The sequence below is a fragment of the Nocardia sp. NPDC003726 genome (assembly GCF_053586955.1).
In genome coordinates this window covers 29,067-45,142 of record NZ_JBSFNF010000013.1, presented here as the reverse complement: position 1 = coordinate 45,142, position 16,076 = coordinate 29,067, and the positions used below count along the sequence as shown (strand labels likewise).

Here is a 16,076-nt window from a genome sequence, read left to right as displayed (position 1 = left end):
ACCGCCATACTCGGCGGTCAGCTCGACGGCAATCCGAGCTTGTCGAAAAACGCTCGATTACGCTCTGTTGCGGCGTTGACGAGCCTGTCGAACGACATGACCTCTATGTACGCCTTGGCCGGCTCGTTGAAGCCGAAGAAGCCAAGGCCGTCATGAGTCCGCCGCAAGTTCGCATACTCGCACCTGTTCACCAGTGTCGGAGTCAGGTCGGCGAGGATGTAGCAGAATGCCGGCGAATCCTGTGACGCCGGGATCGGACGTCCTGCAGCGGTCACTACACCGCCGCTTCGCACGCGCTTCACGTAGTCGAGCGACTGAAGGATTGGGTCCTTGTCTTCCGACACGTCGTTCCGCATCGGCCGCTTGATCTCGACCACGACGATCGAGGCCAATGGCAACGTCTCACCCTGCGCTGCCAGCACCGGCGTATCGATGAGTCGGGTTGAAAGAATGTCCGGTTCCCTCGTCGACTCCGAGCCCGTGATCGGCATGCTCTTGAGCGTTTTATCGGAGGCGAGGTAGTCGTGGAAAGCCAGCCGCTCGTCGATGATCCACAGATTGGCCGCGTCGGTGCCGATCTCATTCGAGTCTGTGCGCATAGGCATGAGCAGCGAGTGGATAGCGTCCTCTCGAGAATACCTGCCCTGCTCGTTCGTCCTGATGAGCTTGGACAATAGGTCGAGAATCACTCTACGGCGGGAGACATACGCCGCCAGGTCGGATTGATTGATGTCCCTGACTTTGTCGAGGTACTGGTTCAAGCGTTCCCGGTATTCCTCCAGGGGAGCGAAGCCGGCCTCTGCGAAGATCGCCTGGCCCTGAGTGATGGTATCGGCCTCCAGCTTCTGTAGATTGCGATGAAGCAGGAGTTCGAGGTCTGCATCCTTGATCGACGGGTCCACGGTCACACCGAGTGACTCGAGCCTGGAAAGGACCGGGCGATACCGAGGCGCGTGGTTGCTGACGAACTCGAGGACTCGCAGCTTGCCTGCGTCGCGGGCTGCGGCGAGTGAGTCGGCAAGGAGCTGTTCTACTTCCTGCAGCACGCCCGAACGGATATCTTCCAGCGAGATATCGTCTTCCAACGTCGGGTCCGCCAGTCGTTCGTTGATGTCGAACGCGGTGCGATCAGCTCGAACGTGGGTGTCCAGAAAGTCGGACGACAGGTAGCAGACATATGTGAACTCGGTTGCTGAGTCGTCCTTCAGCCTTCCGTACAGCCCTGGGATCTTCCCGGTGAGGTTCTCCTCGACAACGACGCGGTTGGCCGCACACCAGTACAGCCGAGGCGTGAAATTGCGTGTCGAGGACTTGAGGCGAAGATTGACCATGTCGAACTTTTTGCCTTTGACCTCGACGGCGGTCTGAGGCAACTCGGAGAAGACGAATTCTTCCATCAGTTTCGCCAGCGAGATCGCATCCTCGTCATCGACGATCGTCACGTCAGGGGCGCCGCCGGGCCTGAGGAAGTACCAAATGCAGTGTTCGAATACCGCACGGGCGATGGTCTCGCCCGTCTTCGGCGCGCTTCTCTGGAAGGCGTCTTTGAATCCGTCCAGATGGACGACTGTGCCTGGTTCATCGAAGCACTCCGGCGCCTCGTCGTGCTCGACTTCGCGGTCTACGGAGAACTTGAACTGCCGTGCGCGAAGATCGCCGTCGTCGTCGAGGTACGTACTCCGTATCGAAATCCTGTCGAACGCCTTGAGCCAGAGCAGGCGTCCTACGCCGCGGCAACCCATCTCCGCCTTGTAGTCACTGTCCAGTGTCTCGAACGAGCTCATGTTGGCTGGGGTGAATCCCACGCCGTTGTCCTCGATGAGAAATCCTGATATCGGTTTCAGCGTCACACGACCCGCGTCGGACAAGTCGAAGTCGAGCTCATCCTGTCCGCTCCGCCGGATCGTAACCCGAAGGTGGCCGTGTTCGGTGTCCTCACCAAAGCGTGCATCGATCGCTTGCAGACCGTTGACGACGGCCTCCAGCAGCGGCAACAGCGAATGGCTTTTAGGGAGGCTGGTATTCCGTACCCTGCCTGCCAGAGAAGTTGTCAGCGCCATCATGCCCTCCCTCGATGCTGTGAAGCCCCACTCTAGCGGGGCGCTGCTTGATATCCCAGGCAGCATGGCCAGTTGGCGGAAAGAAGACAGGACTCGTCAGCACCGACGAAACGGGACGTCTTACGAGGAAAATCTCGCGCCACTACTTCATTAGCCGACTCTTCACTCGAACCGGGTGGGTAGTGCCGTAGTTTTCGCAATCGGTGATCGTCGCACTACGAGCGTTATCGAACGAAAAGCTGTGCGCCCAATGATATGGGCGCACAGCTCTATTCCGATCTCGCGAGCGTCGGTGGTGAACGCTCCGGCTTCGGTCAGCCCTCGCCGACCGAACTCCCGACGACCTCCCGAGACTCCCGCCCCGCCCCACCGGGCTTCTCGTCCCCGTGCCCAGGCCACCACGCCTTGTGCCCGATCAGCGCCGTGAGCGCGGGCGTGAAGAACATCGCCATGACGAAGGCGGCGATCGCGATGCCCACCGAGATGGCGAAGCCCATCTGCGCGAGGACGTTGTTGCCCGCGAGCATCATCGACGCGAAGGTGCCCGCCAGGATCACGCCGGCCGCCGCGATGGTCGGGCCGGTGTGCCGCACCGCCAGCGCCGCGGCCTGTTTCGGTTCGTTGCCCTCGCGCGCCTCTTCCCGCAACCGGGCGACCATGAGGATGTTGTAGTCGGTGCCCAGCGCGACCACGAACAGGTACATGATCACCGGCAGCGTGAAGATCAGGCCGGTCTCGCCCCGGAAGTGCTGGAACACCAGCACCGCGGCGCCGAGCGTGGCGGCGAAGCCGAGGAACACCGAGGCCATCAGGTACCACGGCGCGACCAGGCTGCGCAGCAGCAATCCCAGCACGATCATGATCAGGATCGCCGCCACCGGGAAGACGATCGAGTAGTCACGCGCCATCGCCTCTTGGAAGTCGACGAAGACCGAAGTCAGACCGCCCACCGCGGCGGTGGCGCCTGCGGGCGCGGCCGAATGGGCGACATCGCGCAGGGGGCCGGAGACGGTGTCCAGCGCGGCGTCCGATTCCGGTGCGGCGTCGAGCGTCACCGCGAAGTCGGCGATCGACTTGTCCGTGGACAATTTCGGCTCGGCCACCTGACCCACGCCCGGCACCGCGGCCAGCGCGGCGCGATAGGCGGTGAGTTGATCGGCGGCCAATTCGCCAGCGTTGGACTGCAACAGGACGTCCGTCGGCTGGGTTGTCCCGGCGGGCAGGCCCTTGACCAGCTCCTTGCTGTAGACGACGGATTCCGAGGCCTCCGAGGTCGATCCGGAGCTGAGGTCGAACGTCGGGTGGAACCCCAGGGCGAAGATCCCGAGCACCACCAGCACTCCGCCGGAGACCGCGGCGAACAGACCGGGCCGCCGGCCGAGCGCGTTGCCGATCGCGGTGAACCGCGCCCCCTTCGGCTCGGTGCGCCACGCCTTCGACGGCCAGAACACCTTGGTGCCCAGCAGCGAGACCACCGCGGGAACCAGCGTCAGCCCCGCCGCCAGCGCGACCGCCACCGCGATCGCCAGCGCCGGTCCCATGGCGCGGAACATGCCGAGGGTGGACAACACCAGCGCCATGAACGCGATGATCACCGCGCCCGCCGCCGACGTGATCGCCTCACCCACCCGCGTGACGGCGCTGACCATGGCGGTCTTCGAATCCTCGCCGGCTCGCAGCCGCTCCCGGTAACGGAACATCAGGAACAGGATGTAGTCGGTGCCGACGCCGAACAGCACGACCACCAGGATGGCGTTGATCGATGCGTCGATCTGCAAGTCGAAGGCCTTGGCGACCACGGCGATCAACCCGCTGACCATGCTGGAGATCGCGCCGATCACGACGATCGGCAGCAACGCGATCACGGGGCTGCGGAAGATGATCAGCAACAGCACCAGGATCAGCACGACGGTGGCGATGCCGACGATCGCCAAGCCCTTGTCGCCCGATTCCCGCTGATCCAGCACCTGCGCCGCTTGGCCGGTGATGCCCGCCTTCAGCTCGGTGCCCGCGACGCGGTCCTTCAACTCCTTGCGCAGCGCCTTGACCGCGTCGCCCTGCGTGGTGTCGTTCGGATTGGTCACCTTCGTCATCTGCACCGCGATGATCTGCACCAAGCGGTTCTGTGACGGCGGCGTCGGTTGTATCCCGATGACGTCCTTGATCTGCGCCTCGCGCAGGCCGTTGCCGATCGAGACGACCGAGGCGGCGTCCGCGTCGGTCAACGGCGCGGCGTCCTTCCGGGCGAACACGATGATCGCGGCGGGAGCCGAGCTGTCCGGGAAAGCCTTCTGCTGCAACTCCAGCGCTTGAATCGACTCGTAATGCGAGGGTAGGAACGCGGATTGGTCTGTGGTGGATTTCAGCTCCGGCGCCGCGGCCACCACCGCGATGGCGAGCAGCACCCACAGGCCGATCACCTTCCACGGATTGTGGACGACCACGGCCCCCAGTCGTGCGAACATCTGCGAATAGATCCTTTCCGGAAAGTGGAAAAGCGGCGGTATCTCAGATCTGCAGGTCCTGCGAGTTCGGGTTCTCGGCCACGTCGACGACCGTCCGGTAGATGTGCTCCGGAATCCGGCCGCGCAACTCAGCGGGCGAGTCCACGATCTCCACCGTGTAATCGCCCCACTCACGCTCGCCGCTGCCCGGCCGCAGCAGCTCGCGCCAATTCTTCCATTCGGTCCAGTCGATCGCGACCGACATTTCGCGCCAGTCCGACTCCCGGCGGTGCACCACGAATTTGCCCTTGCGGCTCACATAGACCCGCACCACGTTCATCCCGGCTTTGCCGTATTCGCGGGATTCGCCGAGCAGCCTGCCGAAAAACCGCTGCTGCCGTCCGCCTCCCGGCCCCACGCGCAACACGATCTGGCGCAGCTCCTCCGCGTCGCCCGGCTCGGCCGATTCCTTCACGATGGTGACGCCGTAGGCCGGAGCCTCGACGGTCTCCGCATCAAGCGGCTTGGTCGGATCACTGGTCATAACTGTCCCCGTTTCATAGATCAGTGCGCATGTGGGCATGCGTCTACCGTGGACCGGCCCGCTCTACCGATGCGGATTCGATGCTCCCGGACCCTCCGGGCCGTCATCTCACTATAAGTAGATGTATACGTATAGCGCAAGACCTGCCAGCCTGCCCGAACACCGAACCGCTCGCCTACTCGACCAGTCACGGCCGGACGTTGTCCAGGTGCTACCCCCACTCGATGACAAGATCGTGTGGTGCGAGTTCTCGTGACCGGAGCGAACGGATATCTCGGCCGGGCGGTGGTGGAACTGCTGGCCGGGGCCGGGCACGAGCCGATCGCGATGGTGCGCGCGAGGGGTTCGGCCCTGCGGGCGGTGACCCGGGTCGCCGACCTGCTGGACGAGGCCGGGCTGCGCGAAGCGCTGGAGGGGGTCGAGGCGGTGTGCCATCTCGCCGGGCTCACTCGGGCCCGGGAGTCGACGGCCGATCCGCTGGGCTACTTTCGCGTCAATACCGGCGGGACCGTCGCGTTGCTGGATGCCATGGCCGCCGCCGGAGTGTCGCGGATCGTCTTCGCTTCGACCGGATCGATATATGGAACTCCCGAACGACAGCCGATGACCGAAGGTCTGCCCGACGCACCGCCGCATCCTTACGCGGCGAGCAAGCTGGCGGCCGAGTGGGCGATCAGTTCGCAGGCGGGCGCCGGTCGCTTGTCCGCTACCGTGCTGCGCTTGACGAACGTAGCCGGTGGCGCGGACCCCGATCCGACGCGTTTGGTGCCCCGGGCGTTCGCCGCCGCGATGAACGGCTCGGCTCTGGAAGTCAACGGCGACGGCAGCGCGGTGCGCGACTACCTGCACATCGCCGACGCCGCGGCCGCTTTCGTCGCGTGCGTCGAAAGTATGCCGCCGAACGGCGAATGGCGGCGCTACCTCATCGGCAGCGGCCGCGGCAGCAGCATCCTCGACGTCGTCGCCGCGGTCGAACGACAGACCGGCCGCCGGATCCGGCTGACCCACCGGCCGCCTGCGCCGGAACCGGCCGCCCTCATCAGCGATCCCACCAAGGCGACGAACGAACTACCGTGGCGTCCTCGCCATTCCGACATCGAAACGATCGTTCGCGATACCTGGCGTATCGCCCGGCCCGACGAGACCAAAGGATCACCCGGCCCGTCTTGATCGCTGCGATCCCACCATCGCCCGCGAACCAGCCCTTCCGAGCGCATCACTCCCGCGCCGGTCAACCGTGCGCGAGTGCGTGCATCGACGCGCGCGCATCCGCCACCACCGCGGCGACGTCGTGGCGGGCGAGTTCGATCAGCGGCAGTCCGAGCAGCTTGCTCTTCGACGCCGTCGTCTGCACCAGATCTCTCGCCTGCCGCTTGGTCAGCTCGGTTTCATCTGATGCATGGCGAATCAACCCGTCTCGCCACACGTTTCCGACTTTGCCGTGCGCACGGCTCAACAGGAAACCGACGACCGCGTCGTCCGGGCCGGCAGCGTCGACCGCCTCCGCCCGCACGATCAGATATCCGGCTCGCGGTGTATCTCGGACGATTCGCAGCGCGTACTTGGCGGATACCAGCGAAGACAATCGCTGCAGGGACCGAGCGTCGCGCACGTCGGGATGCGAATCGGGCACCACGGCGACCACCTCGCGGCAGTTGGCGGCCAGCAAGACCCGCAGCAGCCAGCCGCCGGGGTCCTTCGCCAAGTTCGCGACGACAGTGCAGAGTCCACGCCGACTGTGCGCGGCGGGTATGCCGTTGGCGAGCAACGTGTCCAGCCCGACCTTCGCCCGACCTTCGGCACTGCCACCCCATCCGTCGCCGACGAGCACCGGTGCCTCCCCCGTGGTCTGCTCCAGCAGGTACTTTACGAACTCGCCGTCGAGCTGCCCGGTACCTCCTTCGAGGGATTGCGGACCGTGGGTATAGATGTTCGCAGCGACGCCGCCCTGCGCGGACTCGAGCGAACGCCAGGTCCGCGAGGTCGGCCTGCACACGTACCAATCGGCCGAACTCCCGACCGCCTGCGCACCGAGATACCGGTTGAATCTCGGCAGCATCGCCTCGGTCGCCAGATGCAGATCGCGGACGGTGTTCTGCACCTTGAGCCCCAAGGCGGGTTGCCGTGCGCTGAAGCCGTAAGCCATGAGAATCCGCGAATTCTCTTTGTCGCGAAGGCCGGCAAGACCTCGGGCGAGGAAAAGCTTGATGCCTTCCGGCGTGTAGGGCGGATCCGTCACCGCGAGATCGGCGGACCGTGCGGCGGCTGTCGGCAGGCCGAGACGAAGATCGGCGAACAGGCACTGCACCTCGTTGGGCAGGTGCGCGGTCTCGGTATCGATGAACTCGAGAATCCGTTCGTCCAGATCGACCACCGTGATACTCGCCCGCGGGCACACCAGCGCGGTGGCGATCGAGGTGAGATCGTGATCGCCGACGAAGAGAATCCGCGACCCGGCCAAGTCGAAAGTGGAATCCATCCACAGCGCCCGCCGCACAACGGTTTCCGCTGTGGCCGAGACGTGGTCGATGTCCTGGCGCGAAGCAGGCGCCCGCTCGATCAGGTCCCGCACGATCCGGATGGTGTCGGCGTACTGCGCCATCCGCGCCGCCAGCGGATCGGTCAGCGCGGTACTCCGCAATTGCGGAAAATCGAATCGCGCGGCGTAGCTGTCCACCCGGTCGGCGCGCAGCCGAAAGGTCTCCCCCTGGTACTCGAGATCGTCCCCCAGCGCCGACAGAACGTCTTCCACGGTCCGCCGCGGGACGGCCGTCGACCGCACCAGCGAAGCCAGCGTGTGCTCCTCCGTGCCGACCGCGTAGACGACTTCCCGCAGCTGACGCCCGGCCACACCGGCAGCTTCGACAACTGCGGCCACCCTCTCGATCGCCAGACCCCCACTGTCGAGACGGTTGTTATCGGTCACGTCCTCACGATAGTGGCCGGTCCACCTCGCATCGACGTCGGGAGCCGGTCGTACACCTCCGCATAACCACCCGCGGCGGCCACGCGCCCGTCCTCGATCACCACGATCTGATCGGCCGCCTGAACCGTGGAAGGCCGGTGCGCGACGACCAGCACGGTGCACTCCTGCGCGAGGCGCCGCAAGTTCTCGGCGATCAGATCCTCGGTGATGCCGTCCAGATGCGCGGTCGGCTCGTCGAGCAGCAGCAGTTCGGGCCGCCCGAATACGGCCCGCGCGATCGCGACGCGCTGCCGTTCACCGCCGGACAGCGACGTCCCGTGCTCGCCGACCGGTGTGTCCAGGCCTTCGGGGAGACGTTCGAGCAGATCGGCCAGGCCCGCCATTTCCACGACCTGCTCCAACCAATTCTCTGCGGGCTCCCGCGTGCCATAGCAGATATTGTCGCGCAGCGTTCCGAACATGATCGGAGAATCTTGCTCGACGAGGCCGACTCGTGCGCGCCAGTCACTCAGGGAATGCGCACTGTGCGCGTCGCGCCCGTTCAACACGATCGAGCCTTCGGACGGATCGTAGAATCTGGCGAGCAAGCTCAGTATCGTGCTCTTCCCTGCGCCCGAACGTCCGACGATGGCGACCATAGTGCACGGCGCGACACGAAAATCAATGCCGCGCAGCACCGGCCGGTCCCCGTAACTGAATCGAACATTCCGCAGAATCAGGCCGGACGTTTCAGAAGGACGGTTCGCCCCACCCGGCCGATCCGTTTCAGGTTGCCGATCCGTCTCGGCGGGAAGATCGAGGACCGTGTCCACCCGCTGGAGCGCCGCGAGTCCCGTCTGCAGTGCCCGTCCGAAATCCAAGAGCCCCATCATCGGCGCGGACAAATAATTCACATACAGCAGGAAAGCGACGAGTTCGCCGATCATCATCTGATCGCTGGAGACACGCTGCAAGCCGACGACGATCACGACGACGAAGGAGGCGTGGATGCCCATTTCGATGGCGGGCGATATCGCCGAGCTCAACCGAGCCGCCCGCACGTTGTGCTGGTAGATCTCACCGGCCACCCGCGACAATCGGTCCGATTCCCGCTCTTCCATTCGATGGATGCGAACCATGCGCACCGCGCTGAGTACCCGCTCCAGGTCGGAGGCGAGCGCACCGGTGCTGTCCTGCGCGGCCGTCACGGCCCGGCGAATGCCTTTCAGCGCACCGGCGACGACGAAGCCGGCGGCGAACACCAAGGTCAGCACGATGACGGCGAGCAGAGGGTCGAGCCACAGCAGCATCCCGATTCCGCCGATGATGATCACACCGTTGACGGCGGCGCCGACCACGTCATAGACCAACGCGTCGCGCAACAGGGTGGTATCGGTCGTCGCGCGCGAAATCAAGTCGCCGAGCCGCTGCTTTCCCAGCACTGCCAGATCGACTCTGATCAGGCGATCGACAAGGGCTCTTCGTATGCGCAGGATCATGCGCTCCCCCGCTTGGTCGAGCCGGAAGAGCGCATAGGCCTGCAAGACGGCCTGGGCCAGGAAAACCGTCACCAGCAGCACGAGGAACAGAACTACCGAACTCTTGGCGACCGCACGGTCGATGGTCCAATTGACGATCATCGGTTGCAGCAGTCCGAGGCCCGCCGCGATCAAGGCCGCCGCTCCAGCGAAGGACAATCTGATCCTATTGCCTTCGGTCCAAGCGAGCAGATCCCGCAGCGAAGTTCGCGCGGGCGTGTGCACTGTCGAATTCATGATCCCGTCAATCCACGATCTCGTAGCCGAGATCAATCGCTTCGGCAAGCCACAGCTCGACTTCCATGATACGGGTGGCTACCATCGGATCAATTTCTTTGCGCAGCGCCCCCGCGTCGAGGATTCCGCAGTCCACCAGCGTGTCCGCTGCGAGTACCTCGGTATCGACACGATCCAGGATCGCTCGGGAGAATATCTGCTTCTCCGTGGGCAGGTATGGCACGGCCTCGGCCGGCAGCAGCTTGACGACCTGCGACTTCCTCCGCCAGTACGCGCACGGGTAGCCAGGGTCGTACCGCATGTGCAGGGGCAGTCTGCGGGCGTCGGCGACGAATCCTGGTTCCAGGAAGGGATCTTCGGCGCGGACCAATCCTGGAGTGCGCAGCCTCTGATGCGGATAGAGGCTGCTCCAGGCATCCATCGTCGCGAAGGTGGCGTGGTGGTGCTCGTGCATGGCGACCAACGATCCGATCCAGGACCCCGCCCATTCGTCGGCGAGGCCGCGGTAGGGCTCTCGCAAGAAGTCGTGCGACGGGTTGCGGCACAGTTCGGGCCAGGATGAGGCGAGATAGAGCATCGCCCGCTTCCGCTTCCGTTCGAACGCGGCCCGCAGCGCGACGGCTTCCAGCTTCGCCGTGGAGTAGTGCTCGCCCGGATGATCGCGCCAGTAGCCGGGAAGGTCACGCCACCGGCCCGCGCGCAACAGCTCGAGGGTGAGGAATTGCGTACTTCCCAGCAGTTCGTCGGAGCCGTCGCCGGAGAGGATGACCTCCGCGCCCGCGGCATGCGCGAGCTCGGCGACAACGCGGTTGGCGTCCGGCAGCGCGTCCAGCCGCGGACCTTCCGGGTGCCACTGCGGGCGGCCTGCCGGCCTTTGCGACAGCGGGGCCGTGCGCAGTTCGCAACGCAGATCGAGACCGCGCAAAACCCGCTCGATGACCGGGATGTTGGACCGGCCCCGATCGTCGATCATCTCGATGGCGACCGCCCTCACCTTCCGCTCGTCGCCGAAAGCGCGTACGGCGTTGACGAGGACCGCGAGCGAGTCGAGCCCGCCCGACGTGGACACGGCGATATCGGCGCTGTCGCCGACCACACGTTCGATGGCCGCGACGAATTCCGCGCGCAGGTCTCGCAGGCTCCGGTCGGGCGCGGGCCACGGCTGCTCGAGCACCATGTCCGGCTCGTTTTCGAATGGATGCGTTGGGCCGAACTCGCCTCTGATCGCGGGGAGGGCGAGCCAGAGCGCCAGCTTTCTCCGCGAAATGCTATTCGTCAGCACGATGATATTCCCCCCTTTACAGAAGGGAGGCCTGCCCGGTCCGAGCGGACCTGGGCAAGCCTCCGGAGTTCCGCCCTACTTGGGCGCCTTCTGCAAGGACTTCACGGTCTCCGCCAGAGCGACCATGTTGCTCTGAATTCCCTCCGCCGCGGTGCGGTCGTAGGCATCGGCACGACCGCCGCGCACGCCCTTGCCGTGGGTGCCGTCGCCGGGGCTGCTCTTCTTCGCCATCGATATCTCCTTCATCAATTTCTTCGGTGCGTCCGGTTGATTCAACCGAGCGCTGATTCCCATGAAACCCGGACCAGAATGAGGTTTCAATGATTTCGAATCGGACGATACGGATGTACGAATGGATGCTGGGAGTATTCGAGCACCGACACGGTTTTGCACAGGAATTGGACGGATGCGCGAGCCGCTTTGCCCGCGGCGTGCCGAAACGCGAGCCGGGGGCCGCAGCGTACTGCGGCCCCCGGCTTCGATGAAGCGTTCACACCCACCTACGCCATCACGCACCCGCGCGGTAGGCGAACCGGTAGGCCGTCCGCACACGGCCGCCGAAGTGGTAGTCGATCACGTCGATGACGAAGTCGACATGCCTGGTCAGGTACTCTCCCTCGGGATGCTCCTCGACCGCGCTGCGCAGCGCAGCCAGGCATTCCGCGACCACGCTGTCCAACTCTGTGGCTTCCGCCGAGCCCGGCGCGGATGGATCGCCGGTCGACTGGCCGCCGAAACCGTCGCACCGACCGCGCGTCCGCGCGGAGGCTTCGGAATTGCTTCTCGAATTCCAGGTGATGCCACTCCGCACATTGGATAGTCCGATCGCCCGTTCACGACGCGCCATGGACAGTAGTTCGAGTAGTTTCCCCCCACCGCCGAGGACTTCGTCGGCGCGTTCGGCGAATTCCGAACTAGGCCATCGCTCGGCTTTCTCTATTTTCGCCACAGTCGATCCGCTGTGCATCAGCAGGCGCCCCAGCTCGACCTGTGATAAATTGCGCGATATTCTCAATCGCCGCAATTCCGCCCCGAATCTGTGTTGTGCCGACTGGTCAGGATTCAATTTCTTCAACGCCCGCCCCATGATCATCCTTCGCGAGATCACTGATTTGTCACTTAGCCGAACCGCCACAATGACCTATCGAGCCTCCTCCCACTCGAAAAGAATGCGCGACTTTCTCGCTTGTCGCCCCCGTTACGATGGTGACGCACACGCCGAGGCCGGACATCTCGAACGCGGCCGAACCGCGCGCCCGCCACTCGTTCGATACCGCCGCGCGCCGCCCGCCGCGGCAGAGCCGCCCGCACTCGCGATCAGTTCGCGACGCTCACGGGGGCATCACATGCCGACATCGACAGACCGAGGTCGATCCGACCTCCGGATCGCGGAGGAGCGCTCCCCCGCGCAGGCGTGCCCGATACGCTCGAACCGACATCCCACCCCCTTGACTGCGGCCGCCCATACTCGAGGCATGCTCGTCCGTGCGGGGCTGGAGTCTCCCGTCTCCTGCACACCTCACCTCCGTCCTGGAGTCGGCCCACCGTCCACAATAGACGCAAATACCGGCCGAGCGGTTCGCCGAACAAGCCGAGATTCGTTGGCGCCCATGGTCCGAGCGGCGAAGCCTTGGCCGCGACACACGGTCGGCGTTACCCGCCGAGCCCAGCGCGGTCGAGCAGATACGCGGTCAGAGGTCGGTAGTGGCCGGAGTAGACGCCGTCGTCGAGGGGCACCGTGACCGCGATCTTCCCTTCCGCGTGCCCGGCGAACAGGGCGGGGTCATTGCTGTCGGCGAATCCGACGGTCTCGATGCCCGCCTCGCCCGCCGCTCCGGCCCAGCCGTGATCGGCGATGACCAGACCGGGCCACCGGCCGGTCGCGGCGTCGCGCAACTCCCGCAGGATCGCCCGCATCGGATGCGGGTCATGCGTGTGCCGCAGCGTGCCGTCGGTGCCGAGCGCGGCGACTCCTGAGGTGTAGACAATTTCGCGGTGCTGGGGGCCGAAGGGCGTGGTGGCCCGATACGACCACCCGGCGGCAGGCGTGAGCACCACACAGCCCGCCGCCCGCAGCGCGTCTTCGACCGCGCGATAGACGCCCATCAGCGTGTCCGGATGCCCGGTTGCCAGGATCACCGTCTCCTCGCGGCGGGCCGCGAGTCCGATCCGCTCTGCCATCGCATCGAGCGCGTCGAGCGTCAGGTCGACGTCGATGGTGTCCGGCCCCCGCACATGGCGAGGATCGGGAGCGACCCCGCACAGCCGCGCCATCATCTCCAAGGTCTCGGCGAACGTCCAATCCCTCAGCGTCAGCCCGAACTGGTACCCCGGATCCTTGTCCACCATCTTGCGATAGTTCGCGAGATTCCCTTCCCGAGGCGTCGCGACATCCCCCGCGATCCGCGTCCGCAGCAGATGTTCCCGCAGCCGCGCTCGGTCATCGGGCCGGCCGGGTCGAGTCACGTTCCCCACCGCTCATACCTCCGCATCGGCCGTCGGCGCCAGTCGTCGCGGATACGGTCAGGCGGCGGTGCCGGTTCGCCCCATCGCTACCCGCGACACGCACACGACAGTACCCACTCCGGACACGGCGAAGGCCCGCCTCCCGGAACGGGAAGCGGGCCTTCGGGTTTCACGCCGTGGCAGAAAGGCTTACTTGGCCTTCTCCAGGACCTCGACCAGACGCCAGCGCTTGGTGGCCGACAGCGGACGGGTCTCCATCAGCTGAACGCGGTCGCCGATGCCGGCGATCTCGTTCTCGTCGTGCGCCTTCACCTTCGAGGTGGTGCGAATGATCTTGCCGTAGAGCGGGTGCCGGTTACGGTCTTCCAGCTCGACGACGATCGTCTTGTTCATCTTGTCCGAGACAACGTAGCCGACCCGCACCTTGCGGGTGCCGCGCTGCCCTTCTGCTTTGTCGCTCATGCGGCATCTCCCTTGCCAGCGGGTCCGGTGGCCAGACCGAGCTCACGCTCACGCATGACCGTGTAGATGCGCGCGATCTCGTGACGGACGACGCGCAGACGACGGTTGTTGTCCAGCTGACCCGTCGCCATCTGGAAGCGCAGGTTGAACAGCTCTTCCTTGGAGTCGCGCAGCTTGGCCACCAACTCCTCTTCGGTGAGCTCGCGGAGCTCTGCGGCCGGTGTTCCGGTAGCCATCAGAACTGCTCCTCCCTGGTCACGATCCTGCACTTCATCGGGAGCTTGTGCATCGCGCGACGCAGGGCCTCGCGAGCGGTCTCCTCGTTCGGGTAGCTCATCTCGAACATCACGCGACCGGGCTTGACGTTCGCGACCCACCACTCCGGCGAACCCTTACCCGAACCCATACGGGTCTCGGCGGGCTTCTTGGTCAGCGGGCGATCCGGGTAGATGTTGATCCAGATCTTGCCGCCACGGCGGATGTGGCGAGTCATCGCGATACGCGCCGACTCGATCTGCCGGTTGGTGACGTAGGCCGGCTCCAGCGCCTGGATGCCGAAATCGCCGAACGCCACCGAGGTGCCGCCCTTGGCCGTACCGGAACGGCCCGGGTGATGCTGCTTGCGGTGCTTCACCTTGCGAGGCATCAGCATGCGTCAGCCCTCCTGTGTCTCTGCCGGAGCGTCGGCCACCGCGGTGGCGGCGCGCCCGGCCTCGGTGCTGGTCGCCGTGGTGCCGGTCGAACCGGACCGACGCGGGCGGCTCGGCCGCTCCCGGCGCGGACGCTCGGGCGCGGCGGCAGCGGCGGCGAGCTCACGCTTGCCACCGACGATGTCGCCCTTGTAGATCCAGACCTTCACGCCGATGCGACCGAAGGTGGTCTTGGCCTCGTAGAGGCCGTAGTCGATGTCGGCGCGCAGCGTGTGCAGCGGCACCCGACCCTCGCGGTAGAACTCCGAGCGCGACATTTCGGCGCCGCCGAGACGGCCCGAGCACTGCACACGGATGCCCTTGACGTTCGGCGAACGCATGGCCGACTGGATGGCCTTGCGCATCGCGCGACGGAACGCCACACGGTTGGACAGCTGCTCGGCGACGGCCTGGGCCACCAGCTGCGCATCCGACTCGGGGTTCTTCACCTCGAGGATGTTCAGCTGCACCTGCTTGCCGGTGAGCTTCTCCAGCTCGGCGCGGATGCGGTCGGCCTCGGCGCCGCGGCGGCCGATCACGATGCCCGGACGCGCGGTGTGGATGTCCACCCGCACGCGGTCACGGGTGCGCTCGATCTCGACCTTGGCGATGCCGGCCCGCTCCATGCCGGTGGCCAGCAGCTTACGGATCGCGACGTCTTCCTTCACGTAGTCCGCGTACTGCTTGTCCGCGTACCAACGCGATTTCCAGTCGGTGGTGATACCGAGGCGGAAGCCGTGGGGGTTGATCTTCTGTCCCATTTACTTTGCCCCTCCCTTCCGGCGGTTACGAGTGGCTCCACCGGCGGTGGGGATGCTCTCGACCTCGATGGTGATGTGGCTGGTGCGCTTGCGGATGCGGAACGCACGGCCCTGGGCACGCGGCTGGAACCGCTTCAGGGTGGCGCCCTCGTCGACGTACGCCGTCGAGATGACCAGCGTGGCCGGGTTCAGGCCGAGGTTGTTCTCGGCGTTGGCCGCGGCGCTGGCGACGACCTTGGCGACCGGCTCGCTCGCGGCCTGGGGCGCGAACTTCAGCAGGGCGAGGGCATCCTCGACGCGCTTGCCGCGGACCAGGTCCACGACCCGGCGTGCCTTCATCGGGGTGACGCGAACGTGCTTGGCGGTCGCGCGCGCAGTCGGGTTCTGAGTCTCGGTCGTCGTCATCGCCGCTTGCTCTTCCGGTCTTCCTTGACGTGGCTCTTGAACGTCCTGGTCGGCGCGAACTCACCGAGCTTGTGCCCGACCATGTTGTCCGAGATGAACACCGGCACGTGCTTGCGGCCGTCGTGCACCGCGAACGTGTGCCCGATGAAATCGGGGATGATGGTCGAACGACGCGACCAGGTCTTGATGACCTGCTTGGTGCCCTTCTCGTTCTGCACGTCCACCTTCTTCAGGAGGTGGTCGTCGACGAACGGGCCTTTCTTGAGGCTGCGTGGCATTTCTT

At 65.4% G+C, this 16,076-nt stretch carries 16 protein-coding genes; 1 reads left to right on the top strand and 15 read right to left on the bottom strand.

Going from position 1 to position 16,076, the window contains the following annotated elements; all coding sequences use genetic code 11:
* Positions 1-17: 17 nt before the first annotated feature.
* From ACWDMM_RS18835 to ACWDMM_RS18825, 3 genes are all read right to left on the bottom strand, one after another.
* Entirely contained in the window at positions 18-2,060 is a 2,043-nt protein-coding gene (locus ACWDMM_RS18835) for an ATP-binding protein (protein WP_449938610.1), read from the bottom strand.
* A 314-nt stretch (positions 2,061-2,374) separates the two neighbouring features.
* Positions 2,375-4,525, bottom strand: a complete 2,151-nt coding sequence (locus tag ACWDMM_RS18830; RefSeq protein WP_449938607.1) for an MMPL family transporter — start codon at positions 4,523-4,525, stop codon at positions 2,375-2,377.
* Positions 4,526-4,568: 43 nt separating this feature from the next.
* Positions 4,569-5,048: an EXLDI protein gene (locus ACWDMM_RS18825; RefSeq protein WP_449938606.1), complete on the bottom strand. Its 480-nt coding sequence runs from the start codon at positions 5,046-5,048 to the stop codon at positions 4,569-4,571.
* Positions 5,049-5,288: 240 nt separating this feature from the next.
* Here ACWDMM_RS18825 and ACWDMM_RS18820 point away from each other — a divergent pair, with 240 nt between their 5' ends.
* On the top strand, positions 5,289-6,218 hold the full coding sequence (locus ACWDMM_RS18820; RefSeq protein ID WP_195080342.1) for an NAD-dependent epimerase/dehydratase family protein: 930 nt from the start codon (positions 5,289-5,291) through the stop codon (positions 6,216-6,218).
* Between the two features lie 61 nt (positions 6,219-6,279).
* Here the strand turns inward: ACWDMM_RS18820 and ACWDMM_RS18815 are convergent, their stop codons facing one another.
* From ACWDMM_RS18815 to rpsS, 12 genes are all read right to left on the bottom strand, one after another.
* Positions 6,280-7,650: a bis-aminopropyl spermidine synthase family protein gene (locus ACWDMM_RS18815; RefSeq protein WP_449938707.1), complete on the bottom strand. Its 1,371-nt coding sequence runs from the start codon at positions 7,648-7,650 to the stop codon at positions 6,280-6,282.
* Positions 7,651-7,970: 320 nt separating this feature from the next.
* Positions 7,971-9,728, bottom strand: a complete 1,758-nt coding sequence (locus ACWDMM_RS18810) for an ABC transporter ATP-binding protein (protein ID WP_449938604.1) — start codon at positions 9,726-9,728, stop codon at positions 7,971-7,973.
* A 7-nt stretch (positions 9,729-9,735) separates the two neighbouring features.
* Complete coding sequence (locus ACWDMM_RS18805) at positions 9,736-10,905, bottom strand: asparagine synthase-related protein (protein ID WP_357207729.1); 1,170 nt, start codon at positions 10,903-10,905, stop codon at positions 9,736-9,738.
* A gap of 180 nt (positions 10,906-11,085) precedes the next feature.
* Positions 11,086-11,241 (bottom strand): lariocidin/triculamin family lasso peptide core domain, encoded by a 156-nt coding sequence (locus ACWDMM_RS18800; protein ID WP_157111988.1) that lies wholly within the window; start codon positions 11,239-11,241, stop codon positions 11,086-11,088.
* Between the two features lie 277 nt (positions 11,242-11,518).
* Positions 11,519-12,097 (bottom strand): helix-turn-helix domain-containing protein, encoded by a 579-nt coding sequence (locus ACWDMM_RS18795; RefSeq protein ID WP_357207732.1) that lies wholly within the window; start codon positions 12,095-12,097, stop codon positions 11,519-11,521.
* 566 nt (positions 12,098-12,663) lie between these two features.
* Positions 12,664-13,476: a phosphatase gene (locus ACWDMM_RS18790; RefSeq protein ID WP_449938601.1), complete on the bottom strand. Its 813-nt coding sequence runs from the start codon at positions 13,474-13,476 to the stop codon at positions 12,664-12,666.
* Between the two features lie 189 nt (positions 13,477-13,665).
* Complete coding sequence (rpsQ, locus tag ACWDMM_RS18785) at positions 13,666-13,938, bottom strand: 30S ribosomal protein S17 (protein WP_043719750.1); 273 nt, start codon at positions 13,936-13,938, stop codon at positions 13,666-13,668.
* Positions 13,935-14,174 carry a 50S ribosomal protein L29 gene (gene rpmC, locus ACWDMM_RS18780; protein ID WP_040864843.1) on the bottom strand — a complete coding sequence of 80 codons (240 nt, stop codon included), beginning with the start codon at positions 14,172-14,174 and terminating at the stop codon, positions 13,935-13,937. The genes rpsQ and rpmC overlap by 4 nt, the downstream gene beginning before the upstream one ends.
* Positions 14,174-14,590, bottom strand: a complete 417-nt coding sequence (gene rplP / locus ACWDMM_RS18775) for a 50S ribosomal protein L16 (protein ID WP_063021258.1) — start codon at positions 14,588-14,590, stop codon at positions 14,174-14,176. The genes rpmC and rplP overlap by 1 nt, the downstream gene beginning before the upstream one ends.
* 3 nt (positions 14,591-14,593) lie before the next feature.
* Positions 14,594-15,388, bottom strand: a complete 795-nt coding sequence (rpsC, locus tag ACWDMM_RS18770; RefSeq protein WP_067808069.1) for a 30S ribosomal protein S3 — start codon at positions 15,386-15,388, stop codon at positions 14,594-14,596.
* Positions 15,389-15,793, bottom strand: coding sequence for a 50S ribosomal protein L22 (rplV, locus tag ACWDMM_RS18765; RefSeq protein ID WP_039795443.1), 405 nt, complete (start codon positions 15,791-15,793; stop codon positions 15,389-15,391).
* Positions 15,790-16,071: a 30S ribosomal protein S19 gene (gene rpsS / locus ACWDMM_RS18760; RefSeq protein ID WP_043719741.1), complete on the bottom strand. Its 282-nt coding sequence runs from the start codon at positions 16,069-16,071 to the stop codon at positions 15,790-15,792. Before rpsS ends, rplV begins: the two co-directional genes overlap by 4 nt.
* Positions 16,072-16,076 lie beyond the last annotated feature (5 nt).